An 18,983-nucleotide genomic window follows, 5' to 3' on the forward strand; every position below is an offset into this window, starting at 1 on the left:
ATTGCATTTTAACATAATACGTATGGGCAAAGTCTGACAGTCGTGTCCTCTGGGCCGAAAGCGGATTAGCCTGAATGGGCCCCGTGCAATCTTAGATCATCCCGAAGTCTCTTCCGTGAATATGATAATTTATAATGTGCCTTGACTTTTATAAACGTTAACCCTATATTGTTTATAACATTATAAACAGGAGAACGAAGTTATGGGGCTTGCAGGGCTTTCTGAAGTAGCCGAAATGGCGAATGTTACCAAGCAGGTAGTAATAAATTGGCGCACAAGGTTTGAAGACTTTCCGTCTCCAGTAGTCGAACTCGCTGCTGGTCCAGTTTGGCTGCGAGAAGACATAAATGATTGGTTAAAAAACCGGAAGGAGAATTTGGCTAAACCTACTAATGACCAAATAGATCGTCTCAAAGGATCCGGAGATATTTTAGGGGTGATATATCTCTTGAGCCTAGCCACAGATAGCGCAGGCTTTAAAGACTGGCTCGTGAAGCAGTTAGGCATTGAAGTTAATCCTCACGTCTTTAACGGTTATATGTTTGCTTTAAGCACACTGATTAGACTACTTCATATGGCTCTTGATTTAGATTTTAGCCTAGACTTAACCGAGGACTTCACTTTTAGCCGAGCCAGGTTTTACGGCGCCCCTATTGCTGAAGTTCCTAATAGCTGTGAAAAAGCGATTCTCCTCCGGAATGTCAATCAAGCAGCTCGCAAACTCCTCAACACAAAGTCGTGGGCTCAAATAGAGCAGCAAGCCAAAGAGTTCGACAAAATGGTCACTGTACCATTCCAGCGAATTTCAACGGTAACTACATTGCGTTTGCCAAAGGTCACACCTGACTATGAAACAGCAGTAAATTTCATCGGTCAATGGCATATGCACCTGTTTCTACATGATACGCGACGAGGGTATCCTCACGGCTATCTGCAACCAATGCTGAATGAGAGGCTCGAGAAAGAAAGGTTGGATGAGGCATTCGACGGATACAAACTCACCGTTCAATATCTATGGTTTAGGCTCTTGGGTAACGAATTTCATCGATCGATTGCAGCTAATATTCATAAAGCTACAAACTGGCGGGAGTTTGACCAATACTACCGTCCAATTCAACATGAACTAATTGACCCAAAAGAGAAAGTCACACATCTGTTTGGAGGATTTAACACACTAATCGGGGCAAACAATGGAGCCAAACAAAAAATATCTGAACTCCTCCAACCACAGGCAAAAGAACAACCGTTACCGTTGGGAAAGGATCTTCAGCGCAGATTTCTATGGTATGACATTGAGCTCATTGATGCATCATCCACCGTATTCAATGGCGTGATGGCATTTATTTCGATACTCAACGGCTTAGTTGTTTTGCGCACGAGATCTAACAATCCTGAGCATATTTTAGTTATGCGTGTTAAACACCCCGCGGGGGGGACGATTAACGGCAGGCCAAAATTCGACTACAGTTATGGGATATTGATAGAAGGCTATGGCAACCTTGGCATCAGCGACTATTCAGGCTGGCTGCTGTTTTTTGATTGTTGTGGTGATTACTCTGGTTTCGCTGGCAGTCAACACGCAATGGCTGAGCAAGAAATCCAGTTACATCTGAAACAAAAATCTATCGAGATGCACGAAGTCACCGTTGAGAAAGATAAATTCATTAAGTCTATGCAAGGTAAGTTACTCTCAACTACTAAGGATGTCATGCATGAAGCTGTGCAAACAAAGTCGGACCTACTCTTAGAAGGCAACAGATTGGGCGCTGCTCGTGGCGTTTTGCTTGAACTTCTTGGAATGCGACACTATTACAAAAATCATTCTGGAACATTACGAATTGAATGGTCGTTTGAGAGAATTGGTCAGGAGATAGACCTTTTAATTGGGAGCGCTGATCAATTAACCTTCGTGGAATGCAAGAAGCCAGGAATAAGTAATCCGATTAGCCAGGTGAATAAACTAAAGGATAAGGTGAAAACTCTTCTTTCTTCAGAGGAATTTATAAAAGAATGGCAGGTCACTTCTGGTGTTAGAAGCGCGCTAGCATTTGCTGTGTGGGACCGTCCTGCCCTCAATGTCTTCAATACACTTAAGAAAACCGGGGTTGATGTCCTAATCCTATCTTCAGAAGCAGAGAAAGCTGGGATAGGTCAAAAGGCGCGAGAACATCTAAAATTGGCCCTCGATGCAGACAAATCCAAACCGAAGTTGATACGCGACGAGTTTTTTAAACTATGATCATGCCGTCTGACCTATTTTCCTGGAGGAGTGGCGACACAGCAAGCAGAGAAAACGGGTGACATCCGCATGAACTTGATACCATTAACTTCCTGCTCAGGACCGGTCGGATCGAACCCGAGTTTCCGATAAACCGGTACGGCGTCCGGACACGAGTTTACAAGCTGGATCAGCCATTGCCAGACGGCAAAGTTTGCATCAGGGCAAAGAAATGTTCAGGCTTACCGGTACTGAAATATTGATACCAAGATTCCAGTGTGTTTGATTGAAAAACACCTAAATGCTCAATAATTTGTTTCGCCCACAACAAAGCCCCGGTGGAACCGGCAGTAATAAGGTGGTTATCCGCTACAGATGGCTGGTCAATATAAAAACTTTGCCCTTTATAGCCTGGAGAAACCATTTCAAGAAATCCCGGCCCGTTACTAGTATGCGGACGCTTATCCAATAGCCCAAAGTGAGCAAGCGCAGCTGTAGCTCCGCAGATGGCACACACCATAGCGCCTGAAGAGAGAAATTCGCTTGCTTTCTCGATAATCGCGCCATGCTTCGGGTCGTTCCATGTATTGGCGCCCGGTAACAGCAACGCGGTGGTTCCTCTCACTACAACATCGTCAATCAAGCAATCGGGCATGATGGTCATCCCGCCCATTGTTTTGATCGGCTCTTTGGAATAACTAACCGTTTTGAGCGATACGGGGTACGCGCCCTTTTTGAAAAATCGGCCGGAATTCAACTCCGAAGTAACGTACCCCAGTTCCCAATCGGCCAAAGTATCAAGAACGTAAACATAGACTGTAGACATAGATTTCCTCCATTTTCATTGTGTGTCTAATTCGCCTTCTATTTACCCTGGTATTGTACTCGGACAGGGCAATAACGCACAGCTTCGGCCAGCCGCTCATAACGAGTATATTCGGCGGCGATGCTGATGTCATCGAAAAGCCCATAGCCTGACATATGATGAACATCGTTTTTGTTCATTTCAGTTGCGTATTGCCAGTTCGAAGTCTGGCAGAGTTTTCTAGGATTTTCCATGTGACCAGTTTAGTTGAGCAGCGGAAATAATGATTCGGCCATTGGTATGGACTTTCACTAGACATTCGGGGAGTTTTTAACGACGCCTTCGAGAACGTCGTAAATTTTCATCGGTGTACTATTTGGGGACGATTGCCACGGACTGCCATTCAAGGCAGTCCTCGCAAAGACAGATTGGGGAGAGGGATGGAGATAAAAACCGAAACCATTTTTTGAATCTGCTTGGTTTTTGTTATTCTGATCAAAGAACCGCTGAAATAAATACGGAGAATTGCTTTGAAAGCCGAGGATTCTGTCAGCTCAGCCCAGTTAAATCAGAATGAAGCGATCAAAGACTGCCTGTGCCGTATGTGCCCTTCGTATATCGAGTGTGAAGAGCCGGTAGGGTTCTGCGTTTCACCCAAGCCCAGCAAATGCATCGATGCCGAAGCAGGTTGCCTGTGTCTTGGCTGCCCGTGGTGGGTACGGAATTCTTTACGTCATGTATACTTCTGCACCCGGGGAGCTGAAGCTACGCAATGACCATGGATTCCGGACTTCGACGGAATGAAAAACAGGGCAAAGAACGACAGGGAGGACGAGGCGTGCCTCGCCCTACATTTGGATCGGTGTACTGTTCGGGGACAATTGCCACGGATTGTCAGGCAATCCTCGCAAAGACAGTTTTGGGGGAGAGATTGTTGTTAAGGTAAGATTACGATTTCTTCGTCCTCGGTGAATGGCTCGCAACGACGAAGGTGGTGGGTTACGCGATGCTTCACCCACCCTACGGACCGATTGGGACTCCAACGACGAGGCGGGCACGGCAACACGTCGCCACTATAGCATTCATTTCCCCTTGCTCAGATTTTTTCGAGGGTAAGCAACGATGGATTTGAGGGGGTAAGGGTGTTCAAGACCCTAAACCGTGTCAGGAGTGAGCGGTTCGGGTTGCCTGCCGTCGATGTCAGTAAAACCATATTCCCTTGCGATAGCTGCGGCGACGCTAACTTTCCCTGAATGTTTCATGATGTCCGGGTCCGATGCCAATGCGGCGACGGCACGGCCAATGAACTGGGGAGACTCGCTATTGGAAAGATCAAGGAACTCTGCTGCTCTCATCACGCTTTCCGTCCTCACCAGACCCGGATAAAGTGAAATTACAGCAACATTATATGGCCGGAGTTCCTGCGCCATATAGACGGTTAGTTTATCCGTGGCAGCTTTAGCGACACCATAGGGGACGTTGCCGATCAATTTTTGCGCAGACCAAAAAGAGATGTTAATTATAAGACCTCTCTTTCGCCGAACCATGTCCCGCGCGGCGAGAACGCCCGCCACATAATGGGCCCGAACACCAGCCTGAAACATCTTGTCCCAGCGCGACAGCGGTTGTTCCCAGAAAGGAAGGCTCCATGTGAATTTTCCGTTTTCCGCCATTCCTTCGTAGCCGCCCCAAACATTGTTCACAAGAATGTCGAGGTGTTCTTGTTCAGCGAATATTCTATCGAAAACACGTCGGACCTGAGAGTCATCCCGATGGTCGCACGGCACGGCGATTACCTTGCCGCCTAATTTCCCGGCCTCTCGCGCGGTGTCCAGCACCGTGCCGGGAAGTCCTTCCGGCCCTTCTCCGGGTTCAGTAGTCCTACCGGTTACGTAGACTGTAGTGTTAGCCTCGGCGAGTCCCAGGGTAATCCCCTTTCCTACACCTCTGCTGGCTCCGGTTACCAGGGCGATTTTGTCTGTAAGATCAAACATATATATCTCTCTTTCTCCATTTGATACAGAATAAATCATGATATACGAAGTCACCAACTTGCCGGCCAGTTTTATCCTACCCGAGAAGCTAGACTATTGTAGTGTGGTTTTCAGTATACAGCGGGTGCGACACGCCGTGCCCCTACATTTTGATCGGTGTACTATTCGGGGACGATTGCTACGGACTGCCATTCAAGGCAGTCCTCGCAAAGACAGATTGGGGAGGGAATTTGCTTAGGGCAGATCGATATTGCTTCATCCCGACTGGTCGTGACTCGCAACGAAGTAGGTGGTGGGTTACGCTATGCTTCACCCACCCTACGGACTCCTCTTCCACAAGGGGCGAGGAAAGCACGCGGATCCCTTCGACAGACTCCCCGACGCCTCGAGGCATTGGTGGCAAACCCTATTACCTCGATTTACCAGGCAGGGGTTTTGTTCCCATCATTGGCAATCCAGTATGGGAACCATCCCAAAGTTACCAATTGTACGTTGATGTCGGTCTTTTTTGGTGAAATCGGCACATGGACCAAAGATTCAGTCAGTGGATCAAATTTTGCCGCAAGCCCCGCCATGTCTGAGTTAAATTCGGCCTGAAGCTGGTTAATCCGCTGTTGGACGCTTTCGACCGTATCATTAGCCCGATCGACATCTTTACCCTCTTTCATCGAACGGCTTACGCCAGTGAAGGTCGACTTGGCACGACTCATCGAACCCAGCTTTTTACTCCCCAGGAAACCTCCCAGAAGGGTAGAACCGAACGATAAGACGGTTTGCATTTGCTGCTGCCGCTGCTGGTCTTTTTCACGTTGGACAGTTGCCTGTGCTAACCGCAAGCGCTCCTGGAGAGTCGTAAACTTCGGGGCATATTTCTTGCGCAGTTCATCGCTGGCGGCATCGCGGCGTTCCCTGGCAAGTTGCTGGAGCCTCACCCTGAAGTCCCGTTCAGACTCGTCAAGCTTTGAAAACTCATTAAACACCGAGCTTTTCATCAGTTCGACTTTTTGGTTCTGGTAAAGCCAGGCGGCGAACTCCCGTTTCCAGAAACCAAAACTGTCGGCTCTGGCGGCTATGGGAGGTAATTCGGCGAACGTGGCATTGGACTCCGGCACAGATTTGAGATTGCCAACTGCCAGCCTTGTCTCCCGGGACTGGTTCCAGTCAACGGCGTCCGCCGAATCAGACACCGGGGTACTGATAAATACGTTTCTAATAAAATTGACGCCCGTTTTGAGGTCGGCAAACCGGACATCGGCAGCACCAAGAATTTCAGGGATGTATTTCAGTTGGGATGAACCCGATTGAACCTGACGGACAGGAACGAAATATTGCTGGACTTTGGGGGGCAGGACGGGGGGTTGACATCGCGCACTCTGGGCGACATTGGTGGAGGTGGGCGAGGCTTTGGCGGCAAAATCGTGGATCGGAGAATTATCAGGTTTTTCAACCGGTTTCAAAGCCTTGATCGGGTCCATGATCAACTTGATCTGATTTCGGGTTAACGGACCCCGGAGATAAGACATTGCCCACCGCGTCTCGAAGATCGTCGGCTTGTCGTCGTGAACGTTGTTCATAAGAAAGACCCGGTTGGACAAACCGGCCAGGATTTGTTCCATCTTGCTACGGTCCCAGGTCACACCAGCCGTGGTGGCCGCCCCTTCCAGACCTTCCAGTACGCGCATCTTGTCTCTTTCAGTCTGCAGCCTGCCGATAAACCAGGTGCCCGTGTTGGCCAAACCCTTGTAATCAAGGTCAACCGGATTCTGCGTGGCAAGGACGACACCAACGCCAAAGGCACGAGCCTGTTTGAGCAGGGTAAGCAAAGGGGTTTTAGAGGGAGGATTAGCCACCGGGGGGAAGAAGCCGAAAATCTCGTCCATATAAATAATGGACCTGAGACTGGAGGTCCCCGACTGCCCACGCATCCAGCCGAGAACCTGGTTCAAAAGCAGGGAGACAAAAAACATGCGCTCAGCATCATTAAGGTGAGCGATCGAAAAAATCGCCACCCTGGGTTTGCCTTCGGGCGTGTACATGATCGAACCGATATCCAGAGGCACCCCCTCGAGCCAGTTTTCAAAACCCGGGGCTGCCAGTAGATTGTTCAAAGCCAGAGCTAATTCAAACCTTTCCTTGGCTGGATAAAACGATTCCAGGTCGATCACGCCAATAGTCTTCATTGGGGGTGATTGGATCTGCTGGATCAGGCTGGCGATGGTAACGTCCTGTCCCTGCTGCCACGACCGGCTGAGCAGGTTAGAGATCAGGATGTGCTCACGGCTGCGGATCGGATCCGCTTCAATGCCGATAATGCCGAGGAGGCTGCTGGTGGTAATGCCGACGCGTTCACGGAAAGCTTCAGCGTCATCGATGGTAGACTGGGGCGGGGCGGCAAACGACTTCAGTATTGAGACCGGTATCCCTGCCTGACTCCCGGGGGTATAAATAACAAAGTCTGCGGTTTGCCGAAGCCTCTTGATGCGGTCTCCGGATTGGCCCCAGGACGCCAATCCGTTGGTCCACATCTGGGACTGCTGGCCGGCGTATTCTTCCGGCGTCATACCCTTCTTGCGCGCATCTTCCTCGTTGACCCACGGCCGAAAATCGGCCTTGCTCAAGCCAGGGAAGGTGAGCATCAGGTTTGTTAAATCACCTTTGGGATCAATTGCGATAGTCGGCACGCCGTCCATCGCCGCCTCTTCGATCAGAGAGATACAAAGACCGGTCTTGCCGCTGCCGGTCATGCCCACACAAACGGCGTGAGTGACAAGATCTTTGGAGTCGTATAGGAATAATCCATCTCCCGGTTTACCGCTGGTTATTTGATATGGTCTGCCGAGATAAAATACACCGAGTTTTTCGTAATCTTCCATTTTAATCTTTTGCTCCATGGACGAATCAGATGTTTCGACCGGGCGACGAGCTTTGATAAAAGGCGGTCCCAACCATATCAAAACATACCGCTTTGAATCGATTAAACTTTGAATTCAAAGCAGGTCTAGTTTGACGTGGCAATCTCTTGTAATCCCCCCGTTTGTCACAAGGCCCGTGGAGTGGCTAATAGGGGGAATTGCATCTATCGAATGACTTTATGTTAACCGAGACTTTTACTTAGTCTTGCTGCCAGGCTTGAACGCAGTAACACAAGCATCACTGCAAAATTGATAATCAGCACCCTGGATGTTCTTCTTGATGTTGCCACCTGGCTTCATCATCTTTCCACAGGTATCGCAGGTCATGTCGACCTTGTCGACGACTTTTTTGCCTAGCAACTTGCCCTTGTCAGCCATGTCTTTGAGAGCCATAGGATTACCTCCTTTTTGTATTTTCACAATTATCTATCCTCCAATATCAAAATACATCGTCGTAAAGGATTAAGCCCCATTGTCATTTAGGCCTAATACCGAGTGCGTCAGATTAGGCAATCTAACTAATATATCGTGAAGGTAGAGTAACCCGAGGCTAAATTCAAGAAAGTTTTAAAACCCTGAGAAAGGGCTGATCTTACCTTCCTTTTTTAGGCTTTCTCCTCTCAACCTCACTGCCCTGCCAGGAATGTACCTGGTAGGTTAATGACTGGAACCTACGTGAACACTGTAGGGCAGGGCAAGTGTTATGCTGAGGACGATTGCCATCTTTAGATCTTGCTCAGGACAGAGCTAATGCCATTGCGGCAGTCCTCGCAACGTCATGTTTTGAATCCGACGGATTTTTGTTATGCTGGTTGATATATCCAACTTAATCTGAAAGATAACCACGAAGGCAAGGATACAATATTGCGGGGAGTTAAAAACTGAGATGAAACCTATCGGTCCTTTAATGTGGGAACACCGCCTGATAGAACGCATGATCGCTCTGCTGTCATCAGAGTTGGACGCTTTCACCCAAACAAACGTCTTTCATCTTGATTTCCTGCGCCAGGCGATTGATTTTCTTCGGACATACGCAGACAAAACGCATCACGGTAAAGAAGAGAAAATCTTTTTTCGAGAACTGTTTAATAAACCTTTATCGCCAGAACACCGTAGGATCCTGAACGAACTGATAGACGAACACGAGACCGCCCGGAAATTAGTGGCTTCGCTGGATCAAGCTGTGCGTGAAGCTGAGCCCCAAAAGCAAGCGAACGCGCAAACCATATCCGAACTGGTTCGGGGGATCGTCGATTTCTACCCGTGTCATATCAAGAAAGAAGATCAGGTAATTTTTTATCCGGCCCAGGACTACCTCACTAAAGATGAACAAGACAACATGCTGGCCGAATTTTGGGAGTTCGACAGGAGACTTATCCACGAAAAATATCAGGAAATTGTATCCGGGATGGAATCAAGGTTAAAAGCCTGATTCTTTTAATTCCTCAGACGTGCCGCGTTTCCGGCTAACCACGAACCCCTTCTTTGAAAGACCAGCAACGGCTGAAAAATCCCCTCTTCTTAATTTCCTCTCCCAAAAGGGGCGTGGAAAGAACGCAGACCTCAAAAGGCTACCCGATTGGCATCGGGACACGGCAGGGAGAAGGGGATTTGGGGTAATGGGTTTCACCCACCCTACGGACCGATTGGGACTCGCAACGACGAGGCGGGCACGGCACGCCGTGCCCCTACAGAGAACCGGGAAAGCGTTTCGGCCAGACGCGGTTGAGCACAACCCATTGGTCGGAGTCTCTGCGGATGTGCTTTTCCATCACCCTGACGACTTTTGCCACGTTCTCCGCGAGCGCCTGGTTGTTGCCGTTGGGCGCCAGGTCGACGGCAGGTTCAAAGGTTATCTCGTATCCGGCGGCGGCGCGGCGGGGGAAGACGGGCACCAGGGCGGCGCCGGTTTTCATGGCAAACCTGACAGCGATCGACGGCATGGTGGTCTCTTCCCCGAAAAAGTCGAGGCTGACGCCGTTCTTATCGATATCACGGTCGCTGGCGAAAAGCAGCGCCTCCCCACGGTGGAGGCATTTGAACAGCCTGGCCAGGGTATTCGGCTGGGGTGCCAGGAAGGTGATGCCGTGGCTCTGGCGCAATTTGGTCACGTGTTTCAGGAGTTGCGGGGGGTTGATAGGCTCGACAAGCGCCGTAGACTTGATAGACTGAAGGGTAAGCCATTGGATGGCCATGTCGTAGCCGCTCATGTGCGCCGTTACCATCACCACCCCTTTGCCTCTGGCGAGCGCCGCGTCGAGGTTTTCCTTTCCGTTGACGCTGTACAGGCTTTCAAGGTGGCGGCGGTTCAGGCGGGGGAGCTTGACCAGGTCGAAATAATTGCGGGCGGTGTTGCGCAGAACGCCGCGGACCAGGCGTTTCAAAGCCCGGTTATCGTTCTCGATGCCGGAGGCGCGGCGCTGGTTATCGGCGATGGTTTCACGAAGGCCGGGAGCCGCGAGATAGAGGATATTGGCCATAAAACCAGCCACGAGATAGCCGGCTTTCCGCGGGAGAAACGAAAGGCTGAAACCGGCTATCTTAAAGGCGTAATATTGCCACACATCAATCCTCTCCCCTGGTTCATGTGCTATTTTTCACGGCGATCTCGCCCAAAAAAGCTGTAATGGCTGGTTATTATAGCGTTTTCGGCGGGGGAAGGGGTAAGCCATCAAAACGCTCCACCGCCACCCTCAAAAAACCAACCTGAGATTGCTTCGTCGTTGCACTCCTCGTAACGACGAATAGGGAGCTTTTGGGGTTGTGAACCCCGTTCATCCATTCGACAGGCTCAGGACGAACGGGGGAAGTAGATTCCGGCTTTCGCCGGAATGACATTCGGGCAAGGACTCGCAACGATGAGGCGGGCGGGTTAAAAACCCGCCCCCTGCAGAAATTCGAAGCGCCGGATTCCGGGCGAGGAGGGATATCGCTAGAACGGCTCTTCCGCCCCTTTGTAGCCTTCGTCCCGGTATTCTTCCCGTTCTTCGGCTAGCGCGTGACCGACGTGAGTCGGCCGGGCGGGTTCGGGAATGGTCTTAGGCAGGAAATTCTTGAGGACTCCGAGGGACTTGTCGGTCATGGCGATCGACACGGCGCCGTCCGTCTCCAAGCCGCACATTGCGCGGATGGCGTCGATGTTTTCGGGGATGGTGATGGCCTCGTTGTGAACCTGGAAGACGAGATAAAGCTCCCGCTCGTCCGCCGCCAGGGCGTCTTCCCAGACGGCCACTTCCCACATGTCGTTGCGGGGACGTCCCAAATCTCTCATCAGCTCGATGACCGAATTAAGGGCTACCAGCCCGTCCGAGGAACGGACGAAGGAGATGCGCGGCTCCTCCCACAACGCCTGCCGCAGTTCCGCGAGACTGACCGGCCGGTTGGTCTCCACCATGGAGTAATGGATGTGAGAAAGGTTGTACGGTCCGGCGCCGGCCATGGTGGTGATGTCCAGGCCGGGTATGACGGTGCAGGCATCGGGGCCCTGGTGGGAGGGGACCTTGGTTTCAGGGATGACGGTGTTGATCATGCCGTCGCGGTGGCTTTCCCAGGGGTCGGTGCCGCGCCTCAAGAGTACCGCCCGGCTGCGCTTGATCCAGCCGCGTTTATTCAGGGCGTTATTGACCCGGCACAGGGCCGTGGTGTTGCACGATACGACCCGGACAAAGTCCTTATTTATAGCCTGATCGTAGTTGACCTGGGCGACAAAGGATACGCCGGTGAGTTCGTGCTTCTCGGCGCCCTGGAAAATGGCTTTGACGTGGTGTTTTTCATACACCGGCTTGTTCTCGGCACCGATGCCCTTGGGGGTGCAATCGATGATGATGTCGCTCCGCTTCAACAGGTCTTCGAGGGAACCTTCAGTGGGGATATGAGCTTCGGTCATCATCTGGCGGCGGTCGGGCTTGACGGCGAATATGGGGTAACCCCTTTCGGCGGCGATGCGGACACGATAGTCGGCGTTGACCGCGGTGACGCCGCTGACTTCCATGTCGGATTGGAGAGAGACGGCATCGGCGACACGCTTGCCGATGACGCCGTAACCGTTGATGCCGACGCGGACCTTACCGTTCATAATGGCCTCCAGAAGTTGAATCGGGGTGACAGGGCACAGTCTAGCATAAGAAGAGTTGTGAAAATAAGGCGCCACTCCTCACAATTTGGAAATTTCGAAGGGTATCCTGTTCCCGTCAATGGCAAGACAAACAGGAATCTATTTCGCCGCGGCCCGCAAAGGCAGCCAGGGATTAAGACAAGGCTTGAACGGCGACCTCGTACATTTCAACATCGGGGTTGGTCGCGCTGATATTTTTCGCGGCCGCCGCCCTAAGCTTGTTTGCCTCTTCAGAGCTCAATTGCATGTCCTTTTCTGTTGCCCACATTGTGATGCCGAGATGCCGACCGATCTTGCGATCAACCAGCAGAAGCCCGCCTTTGAAGCCGGACAGGTTCCGAGCGTGGGGAAGCATGCGGTCGCGAAAATCTTTAATCCCTTCTTCGACCTTGTCAGAGGCGCTTGTCATGACGGTGACTCTCGCAAACATAGATCCCTCCTCTGCTGATATTAAATATTCCTTTGAACTATCAACTGAAAATTGTCAGGTCAATCTATCTTAGTTGGATTCTCCAGCCAATTATTCGCTCCCCCCGGAGTTAACGCAATACGTAGAAATACCTATTTCGTTTGGGAACGGAAAATGAATGAGGCGGGTCTTGCGACCCGCCTCATTCGAACAATAAGGGAGGAGGAGAAATCTAGTACTTGCGGTCGATGATCTCTGTTTCATCGACGGTGACCGGGACCGGAGCGGGAACCAGGCCGCGGGGCAGGCGGGGGGCGGGAGCGACCTTGACCGCTTCGGGCGCCTCATCGGTCTCACCCAGGGAGACATTGGGCAGCCAGTTGAGCCACCTGGGAAGATACCAGTTGGCCTTGCCGAGCATGGTCATGGTGGCTGGGACCAAAACACAGCGGACCAGGGTGGCGTCCACCAGGACGGCGACAGCCAGGCCGAAGCCCATCTGCTGGAACATCGCCATATCGCCCAGGGCAAATCCGCCGAAGACCGCGACCATGATCAGGGCAGCGCCGGTGATGAGCTTGCCGGTGGAACTGAGACCGAAGGCCACGGCTTCGGAGGTGTTGCCGGTCTTCAGGTAGCGCTCGCGGATGCGGGAGAGCAGGAACACCTGATAGTCCATGGACAAGCCGAACAGGAGAGAGAATAGCATCAGGGGAAGCCAGGTCTCTATCACATCCACCTGGATGAATCCGAAGATGGAAGCGCCGATACCCTTCTGGAAGACCAGGACGAGCAGGCCGTACGCAGCGCCGACTGAGAGCAAGTTCATCAGGATGGCGGTGGCGGGGATGACTACCGAGCGGAAAGCGACCATCAGGATGATGAAAGCCAGCGCCAGCACGAAGGCAAAGATGACCGGTGTATAAGAATCGGTGGTGGCGTTGAAGTCCAGGGTGCCGGCGGTGCCGCCGGTTACAAAAGCCCTGGCTGAGATGTCACCGAAAGCAGCGGGGATGTAGTCAGCACGGAGAGCCCTGACGGCATCCATGGAATTCAATGAGGCCGGGTCGCCGACCAGATTGGCGTAGATGATGGCCAGGTTCTTGTCAGCATAGGAGACGACGTTGGTCGAGCTGAAATTGGAATCGGTTCCAATCCTGGCGACCAATTTATTGATGGCATCCTGAGTGGCGGCGGCATTGATATCGCCGTCAACCACGATCTTGGCTGGGTCGTCCATACCGATGTGGAAATCATTGACCAGGACCATGAAACCTTCCTTAGCGCGTAGGTCATCAGGCAGGCCGGAGATGCCGGAGAAGCCGGACTGCTTGTCGAAGTAAGGAGTCAGGGCGGCGATCATAATGCCGGCAACGATAACCACGCTGACCAGGGGTTTGTGAGTAACTACCTTGACCATGCCGGCCCAGAAACCGCTGATCTTGTGCTCAACCGCTTCCCTCTTTTCGGCGCGGGCGGTGAAGGGCATGCGGATCTTGTTGACCCGGTCGCCGAGGAGAGAGATGATGGCGGGAAGTATCGTCATGGAGGCCAGGACGGCGGCGACGACAACCATGATCGAACCGAGACCCATGGACTGGAAGATGGACAAGGGGAAGATCAGGAGGCCAACCAGGGCGAGGACTACGGTCATGCCCGAGAAGAAGATGGCCTTATTGGCGGTGCGAGAAGTCACGGCGATTGCCTCAACCTTGGACAGACCTTTTTTGCGCTCCTCGCGGTAGCGGGAGACGATAAAAAGAGAGTAGTCGATGCCTACCGCCAAGCCCATCATGGTGACCATGTTGGTGATGAAGAAGGACAGGCCCATGAAATGGCTGGTCAGGCCGATGAGACCCAGCGCTGCGACGATGGCGACGACGCCGAGGGCGACGGGTAAGAGGGCGGCGACCAGAGCGCCGAAGACGATAGCCAGGACAACCAGGGCGACCATGATGCCGATGCTCTCACCTTTGGTCATGGTGTCCTCAGCCAAAGCCATGGTATCAGCGTTGAAAGAGGCGCTACCGGTGTAATAGACCTTGAATTGGGAGTTGTCCGCGGCCAGTTTATCGCCGACGGCGTAAACCTGATCGACGAAATTCTCGGCCTTGTCGACCATCACCAGCGGGATCATGGTGGTGTGGCGGTCGGCGGAGACCAGGGAAGAGTCAAAAGTCATGTAGTAGTTGATGCCGCCAACGACGACTTTGTCGCCCAAGGCCATGATGTCCGCGTAAAGGCTTTCAATGGCGGCGCGATATTCAGGGGAGTCGATTGTCAAGGTGTCCGACTTGATGATGATGGTCTCATCTTCAGTCCGGGGGGTAGTGGCATCGGTCGGGTTGGACAGGCGATCTTTGATCAAGGTGTCAGCCTGCCGGGATTCGGGATTGTCGGTCATCGTGATCTCGTTGACCAGAGCGTTTCCGGTGACCATGAAACCAACCGCCGCGACCAGACCAACGACCCACATGCCGATGGTGACCCATGGGCGGCGGGCCGAGGCTCGGGCTAGACTTGAGATACCGTTTACCAGATTCATTAAATTCCTCCCTTTTTTGTTCGGCTATATCTTAAAATGGTAACAGTTCACCCATAACTGCCGTAAGAATGGATTTTCACTGGAGGGGGTGCGGGTTTTTAAACTGGCCGGATGGGCAGGTTGGACTCTATCTCAAAAAGCCTCCCTGCCCATCCTGTCTGACGGGCTATTCAGCGAAAACGCGGACTTTACCTTCGCCGCCGTCGATATCGACTTCAAGTTCGGACAGGGCTTCTATCAGGTCATCGATATCCTCATCCTTGATGTTCTTGATGTTGAGGTTAATACCACGGCAGCGAAGTTCTTCCTCTACCTTATCTCCTGCTTCACGCGGTATCAAGGAGGTGAATTTCATACCTGCACGGATGAGACTGACAGGCACACGCACGTTGACCTTCTCAGGGGTTTCACCGTGATGGCTGTGCGGATTATCGATGAGCACTCTGAGGTATTTTATCTTGCGCCCGACCCTGTTTAGGATCTGATCGATAGGTTTTTCATCGGAAAACGAGCTGCCTCCACGATCGACCGCCGAGAGCAGTTTAGTCGCCTCATCAACGGTAATTTTCTTGGCATCGAGCATTTCGAGAATTTTCTTCCGATTATCAGACATATATTTCTCCTTAAATAAAATCAAACAACATTTTTCGTTCGCCGGTCTGGATATCCATCTTCAAGCCGCGCATGGCAAAGAGCAAGCGCCAGATGTACGGTCCAGCCATGAGAAGCGGACGAGCCCGGCCGGCAGGCACCAGGAAAATGGCTGCTATAAGAATGAATGGAAGCGCGATCAGCATCAGCACCAGCAAAATCGGATACACCAAAAACCAGGGAAGCCAAAGACCTATGAAACCTTCACCCGACGGCAACCTGAGATGCAGTAAAAGAGGCGGCCAGTTCATTTTCAACCTCCTTTAGGCGAACAATCCTTCTAACCAGTGCCAGATCTCCGAGATGTGGGTCAGAACAAAGACCAGTAAAATCACTGAGACCACAAAAAGCAGGAAACCAAAGCAACCGCAGCCGCCTCTCATGACAACCTCCTAACAGCCTCTTCGGCGTTGATTTCGCCACGTTCAAGCATACCCAGGACGTCTTCCTTATCCACTTCAGGCTCAGGCGCCGGTGTAAACTCCACCATTTTGAGTTTGCCGGCAAGCTTGTCCAGCCGGTTCTTTACAGTTGGGTAGCTTATGCCGAACATCCGCTCCATATCTTTCAGGGAGCCATGGGCGCTGACGAAAGCCATGACGAAGACCTGGTCGTCAGCTTCAAGCTGAGCCAGGCGAGGCAAAGCGAATTCGCCTTCGATGGCGATGCCGGAATCAGCCAGTCTCACCTTCTCCACAACGATGGAGCTACCGCCGGTGAGTCTTGTGAGTTCCGTCCATTCTCTGATCATTTTTAACTCCAGTTTTTGCCGACTTTAACTTTATGAACTTATTATAGCCCATTTTTTGATATTGTCAATAGTATTTTAAATTATTCTTATTATCTAGTCTATTTTTATTGATTTTATTGAAGTCATACAGGCTGCCGCTGGATAAACAGAAAAGGCTTCGACACAAGTCGAAGCCTTTTTTCCTACTTAATAAGAATCTAGATAAACCGGCTGATATGCTGCTTGAGGAAAGCGGCAATCTCAGCCCTGTCATAAGGCCAGGCATATACTGTTTTTATCTTAGGGTGATCTTCCTGAAAGATCCTGATGGTGGCGGGGATCTCTGCTTCGGCATGCTCGCCGCCCCTGGTCATCATCGGAGTAGCAACAACAATTTCCTCCGCGCCTTCATCTGCTGCAATCTCTAAAGCGGTCGCGACATCCGGAGCGCAAAACTCGTTGTAGCCTACAACCACTTTGAACCCGGTGGCTTGCGAGAGCTCGGCAGCCAAAGCCTCTGATGCCGTATAGAACGGGTCATTAGCGGCGGTGCGAGGCCAATTCTTGATCTTTTCTTCCAACTCGGCGTACCTGGGGTTAACTGCAGTACCATGACCGCCCTCACGCTTCATCCTGCCATAAATAACGAAGAATTCGGACAGTTCCTGGCGGGGGAAATCGGTGGGAGGGGCGCCATGCATCACAAGAACGATCAATGTTTTCATGAGTTACATCTTAACACAAAATTGTTTTACCTCAACCGGGCTAATTTAAGTGTCTTTGGCAACCACAATTACGTAAGTGTACTCATTTCAAGTCGTTCTTAATTTAGTTTATACTAGGTTCTATGAGATTTTTACAGATTTTTACGTCGTGAATGACGACCTGCTTACGATAGGCGAAGCCGCCGAAATCCTGGGAGTCAGCGAACCGGCGTTACGCACCTGGACCGATGAAGGCCAGATAAAAGCTTTCGTGACCCCGGGGGGTCACCGGCGCTACCTAAGGTCCGAACTTAAAAAATTCATCGGCCTCAATCAGAAACGCCTGGGTATCAAGAGCCTGACCGAAAAACTCGAAGGTACGGCCGCGGTGCATCGAGAGATCGGCGCTGGTCCGTGGCGAACGCACCTGGATGAAGCCGATCAACACCGGTTCGCAGCTCTAGGCAGGCAACTTCTGGCATTATTGACTCAGTGCCTGACCAAGCCTTCCAAACCGGAGGACACCTTCTCCGCAGCCAGGGAAATCGGAAGGAGCTACGGCGAATTGACCGGGGAACTCAATATGCCCCTGGTGGCGTCAGTCAGCGCTTTCATCCGGCACAGGCAGCCGATGCTGACCGCCACGTTCGATATGATGAAACGAGGCGAGATCACCGACCGGCAGATGGCGGAGGCGATGCCGCTCATCGACCGAGCCATCGATGAGGCTCTTATCTCCCTGGTTCAAGCCCGCGAAGAACAGTCCGCAAACATTGATGAGGAAACCCACAATTGAACATCGAAACCGCATCCGGACCCCAGCTGGTTGCCTGGGAAATCACCCGAAGCTGCAATTTATCATGTGCCCACTGCCGGGCATCGGCACAGAGCGGCGGATATGAAGGCGAACTGTCGACCGAAGAGTGTTTCAAGATGGTCGATCAGATCGCTGAAGTTGGGAGCCCGATCCTGATCCTTACCGGTGGCGAGCCGCTTCTCCGCGAGGATGTCTTCGATATCGGCAAGTACGCGATCGGAAAAGGTCTGCGGGTGGTGATGGGGACCAACGGCACAATGGTCACAGGGGCAATTGCTCAAAAGATGAAATCCGTGCCTTTATCCCGCATCAGCATCAGCCTGGATTATCCGACTCCAGACCTTCAGGATGAATTCCGTGGAGCAAGGGGGGCTTTCCAGTCGGCTATCGCCGGCATCAGAAATGCCCAAGAAGCAGGGATCGAAGTCCAGATCAATATGACGGTGACCAGAAAAAACGCCGAATATCTGCCTGAACTCGTCGATCTAGCCCTTGACCTCGGCGTGGCTGCGTTCCATCCGTTTATGCTGGTGCCTACGGGCCGAGGTAAAGGCCTGGCTCAAGAGGAACTATCGCCCGAAGATTATGAAGCCACTCTCAAGTGGATCTACCAGAAACAAAAAGAGCTTGGCGATCGGTTTAATTTCAAACCGACCGATGCCCCACATTATTACAGGATCGTCAAGCAGTGCGGCGGAAGCGTCAGTTTCGGGCACGGGCACCGGCCAAACCAGGGGCAACCGTCACCCCATCACGGGATGAACGCCCACACCCGCGGCTGCCTGGCGGGTACCGGTTTCTGCTTCATCTCCCACACAGGGAAGGTCCAAGGCTGCGGTTACCTGGATATCGAGGCCGGCGACATCAAAAAGAATACCTTCTCTGAAGTCTGGAATGAGTCTCCCCTTTTTCGTGAGATTAGGGATCTTTCTAAACTTAAAGGCAAATGCGGACGCTGCGAGTTTAAAACGGTCTGCGGCGGATGCCGGGCGCGCGCCTACGAGACCAGCGGCGATTACCTGGCCGCTGAACCTTATTGCGTTTATAGGCCGACGGGAAACGTCGCGGTTACCGTATAAATCAA

Annotated in this window: 19 protein-coding genes; 5 read left to right on the top strand and 14 right to left on the bottom strand. The window is 51.9% G+C overall.

From position 1 onward, the window contains the following. The first annotated feature begins 202 nt into the window (after positions 1–202). Positions 203–2,239: a helix-turn-helix transcriptional regulator gene (locus tag HX448_RS06665; RefSeq protein WP_102330041.1), complete on the top strand. Its 2,037-nt coding sequence runs from the start codon at positions 203–205 to the stop codon at positions 2,237–2,239. A gap of 14 nt (positions 2,240–2,253) precedes the next feature. On the opposite strand, the gene HX448_RS06670 is transcribed toward HX448_RS06665, so the two are convergent. The 3 genes from HX448_RS06670 to HX448_RS06680 are packed head-to-tail and all read right to left on the bottom strand — an operon-like array spanning position 2,254 to position 3,223. Further along, positions 2,254–2,412, bottom strand: coding sequence for a GNAT family N-acetyltransferase (locus HX448_RS06670; RefSeq protein ID WP_102330532.1), 159 nt, complete (start codon positions 2,410–2,412; stop codon positions 2,254–2,256). Then, a complete protein-coding gene (locus HX448_RS06675) occupies positions 2,409–3,044 on the bottom strand; it encodes a type 1 glutamine amidotransferase family protein (protein WP_102330040.1) in 636 nt (211 codons plus the stop codon). The genes HX448_RS06670 and HX448_RS06675 overlap by 4 nt, the downstream gene beginning before the upstream one ends. A 38-nt stretch (positions 3,045–3,082) precedes the next feature. Further along, a complete protein-coding gene (locus HX448_RS06680) occupies positions 3,083–3,223 on the bottom strand; it encodes a hypothetical protein (protein ID WP_162485831.1) in 141 nt (46 codons plus the stop codon). A 330-nt stretch (positions 3,224–3,553) separates the two neighbouring features. Between HX448_RS06680 and HX448_RS06685 the strand changes: the two genes are divergently transcribed. Further along, positions 3,554–3,799, top strand: a complete 246-nt coding sequence (locus HX448_RS06685) for a DUF2769 domain-containing protein (protein ID WP_102330038.1) — start codon at positions 3,554–3,556, stop codon at positions 3,797–3,799. A gap of 378 nt (positions 3,800–4,177) precedes the next feature. Here the strand turns inward: HX448_RS06685 and HX448_RS06690 are convergent, their stop codons facing one another. From HX448_RS06690 to HX448_RS06700, 3 genes are all read right to left on the bottom strand, one after another. Continuing rightward, positions 4,178–5,017 carry an SDR family NAD(P)-dependent oxidoreductase gene (locus HX448_RS06690; RefSeq protein ID WP_102330037.1) on the bottom strand — a complete coding sequence of 280 codons (840 nt, stop codon included), beginning with the start codon at positions 5,015–5,017 and terminating at the stop codon, positions 4,178–4,180. A gap of 419 nt (positions 5,018–5,436) precedes the next feature. Beyond that, the gene (locus tag HX448_RS06695) at positions 5,437–7,890 is read right to left on the bottom strand and encodes an ATP-binding protein (RefSeq protein ID WP_102330531.1); all 2,454 of its coding nucleotides are present in this window, start codon (positions 7,888–7,890) and stop codon (positions 5,437–5,439) included. A 234-nt stretch (positions 7,891–8,124) separates the two neighbouring features. Then, complete coding sequence (locus HX448_RS06700; RefSeq protein ID WP_162485830.1) at positions 8,125–8,349, bottom strand: eL24 family ribosomal protein; 225 nt, start codon at positions 8,347–8,349, stop codon at positions 8,125–8,127. A 466-nt stretch (positions 8,350–8,815) separates the two neighbouring features. On the opposite strand from HX448_RS06700, the gene HX448_RS06705 reads away from it, so the two are divergent. Beyond that, positions 8,816–9,361 (top strand): hemerythrin domain-containing protein, encoded by a 546-nt coding sequence (locus HX448_RS06705; RefSeq protein WP_102330035.1) that lies wholly within the window; start codon positions 8,816–8,818, stop codon positions 9,359–9,361. A gap of 256 nt (positions 9,362–9,617) precedes the next feature. Here HX448_RS06705 and HX448_RS06710 read toward each other — a convergent pair whose 3' ends face one another. From HX448_RS06710 to HX448_RS06745, 8 genes are all read right to left on the bottom strand, one after another. Continuing rightward, the gene (locus HX448_RS06710; protein ID WP_162485829.1) at positions 9,618–10,493 is read right to left on the bottom strand and encodes a lysophospholipid acyltransferase family protein; all 876 of its coding nucleotides are present in this window, start codon (positions 10,491–10,493) and stop codon (positions 9,618–9,620) included. Between the two features lie 368 nt (positions 10,494–10,861). Further along, the gene (locus HX448_RS06715) at positions 10,862–12,004 is read right to left on the bottom strand and encodes a type II glyceraldehyde-3-phosphate dehydrogenase (RefSeq protein WP_102330033.1); all 1,143 of its coding nucleotides are present in this window, start codon (positions 12,002–12,004) and stop codon (positions 10,862–10,864) included. Between the two features lie 172 nt (positions 12,005–12,176). Then, positions 12,177–12,473: a hypothetical protein gene (locus tag HX448_RS06720; protein ID WP_102330032.1), complete on the bottom strand. Its 297-nt coding sequence runs from the start codon at positions 12,471–12,473 to the stop codon at positions 12,177–12,179. Between the two features lie 211 nt (positions 12,474–12,684). After that, positions 12,685–14,997 (bottom strand): MMPL family transporter, encoded by a 2,313-nt coding sequence (locus HX448_RS06725; RefSeq protein ID WP_102330031.1) that lies wholly within the window; start codon positions 14,995–14,997, stop codon positions 12,685–12,687. A 166-nt stretch (positions 14,998–15,163) separates the two neighbouring features. Beyond that, on the bottom strand, positions 15,164–15,610 hold the full coding sequence (locus HX448_RS06730) for an SHOCT-like domain-containing protein (protein WP_102330030.1): 447 nt from the start codon (positions 15,608–15,610) through the stop codon (positions 15,164–15,166). Positions 15,611–15,620: 10 nt separating this feature from the next. Continuing rightward, on the bottom strand, positions 15,621–15,899 hold the full coding sequence (locus HX448_RS06735) for a hypothetical protein (protein WP_102330029.1): 279 nt from the start codon (positions 15,897–15,899) through the stop codon (positions 15,621–15,623). Between the two features lie 128 nt (positions 15,900–16,027). Further along, a complete protein-coding gene (locus HX448_RS06740; RefSeq protein WP_102330028.1) occupies positions 16,028–16,399 on the bottom strand; it encodes a DUF2089 domain-containing protein in 372 nt (123 codons plus the stop codon). A gap of 197 nt (positions 16,400–16,596) precedes the next feature. Next, entirely contained in the window at positions 16,597–17,103 is a 507-nt protein-coding gene (locus HX448_RS06745) for a sirohydrochlorin chelatase (protein ID WP_102330027.1), read from the bottom strand. Positions 17,104–17,251: 148 nt separating this feature from the next. Here HX448_RS06745 and HX448_RS06750 point away from each other — a divergent pair, with 148 nt between their 5' ends. Together HX448_RS06750 and HX448_RS06755 are read left to right on the top strand one after the other, a co-directional pair. Then, positions 17,252–17,878, top strand: a complete 627-nt coding sequence (locus HX448_RS06750; RefSeq protein ID WP_162485828.1) for a helix-turn-helix domain-containing protein — start codon at positions 17,252–17,254, stop codon at positions 17,876–17,878. Continuing rightward, on the top strand, positions 17,875–18,978 hold the full coding sequence (locus tag HX448_RS06755) for a radical SAM/SPASM domain-containing protein (RefSeq protein ID WP_102330025.1): 1,104 nt from the start codon (positions 17,875–17,877) through the stop codon (positions 18,976–18,978). The genes HX448_RS06750 and HX448_RS06755 overlap by 4 nt, the downstream gene beginning before the upstream one ends. The last annotated feature ends 5 nt before the right edge of the window (positions 18,979–18,983 follow it).

Source organism: Dehalogenimonas etheniformans (assembly GCF_014672715.2).
Classification (GTDB): Bacteria; Chloroflexota; Dehalococcoidia; order Dehalococcoidales; family Dehalococcoidaceae; genus Dehalogenimonas; species Dehalogenimonas etheniformans.

What these genes read in the sequence shown, in the direction of transcription:
- HX448_RS06730 (WP_102330030.1), bottom strand. Translation starts at nt 15,610, where the DNA reads ATGTCTGATAATCGGAAGAAAATTCTCGAAATGCTCGATGCCAAGAAA.
- HX448_RS06740 (WP_102330028.1), bottom strand. Translation starts at nt 16,399, where the DNA reads ATGATCAGAGAATGGACGGAACTCACAAGACTCACCGGCGGTAGCTCC.
- HX448_RS06665 (WP_102330041.1), top strand. Translation starts at nt 203, where the DNA reads ATGGGGCTTGCAGGGCTTTCTGAAGTAGCCGAAATGGCGAATGTTACC.
- HX448_RS06735 (WP_102330029.1), bottom strand. Translation starts at nt 15,899, where the DNA reads ATGAACTGGCCGCCTCTTTTACTGCATCTCAGGTTGCCGTCGGGTGAA.
- HX448_RS06705 (WP_102330035.1), top strand. Translation starts at nt 8,816, where the DNA reads ATGAAACCTATCGGTCCTTTAATGTGGGAACACCGCCTGATAGAACGC.
- HX448_RS06725 (WP_102330031.1), bottom strand. Translation starts at nt 14,997, where the DNA reads ATGAATCTGGTAAACGGTATCTCAAGTCTAGCCCGAGCCTCGGCCCGC.
- HX448_RS06680 (WP_162485831.1), bottom strand. Translation starts at nt 3,223, where the DNA reads ATGAACAAAAACGATGTTCATCATATGTCAGGCTATGGGCTTTTCGAT.
- HX448_RS06745 (WP_102330027.1), bottom strand. Translation starts at nt 17,103, where the DNA reads ATGAAAACATTGATCGTTCTTGTGATGCATGGCGCCCCTCCCACCGAT.
- HX448_RS06720 (WP_102330032.1), bottom strand. Translation starts at nt 12,473, where the DNA reads ATGTTTGCGAGAGTCACCGTCATGACAAGCGCCTCTGACAAGGTCGAA.
- HX448_RS06695 (WP_102330531.1), bottom strand. Translation starts at nt 7,890, where the DNA reads ATGGAAGATTACGAAAAACTCGGTGTATTTTATCTCGGCAGACCATAT.
- HX448_RS06675 (WP_102330040.1), bottom strand. Translation starts at nt 3,044, where the DNA reads ATGTCTACAGTCTATGTTTACGTTCTTGATACTTTGGCCGATTGGGAA.
- HX448_RS06715 (WP_102330033.1), bottom strand. Translation starts at nt 12,004, where the DNA reads ATGAACGGTAAGGTCCGCGTCGGCATCAACGGTTACGGCGTCATCGGC.
- HX448_RS06690 (WP_102330037.1), bottom strand. Translation starts at nt 5,017, where the DNA reads ATGTTTGATCTTACAGACAAAATCGCCCTGGTAACCGGAGCCAGCAGA.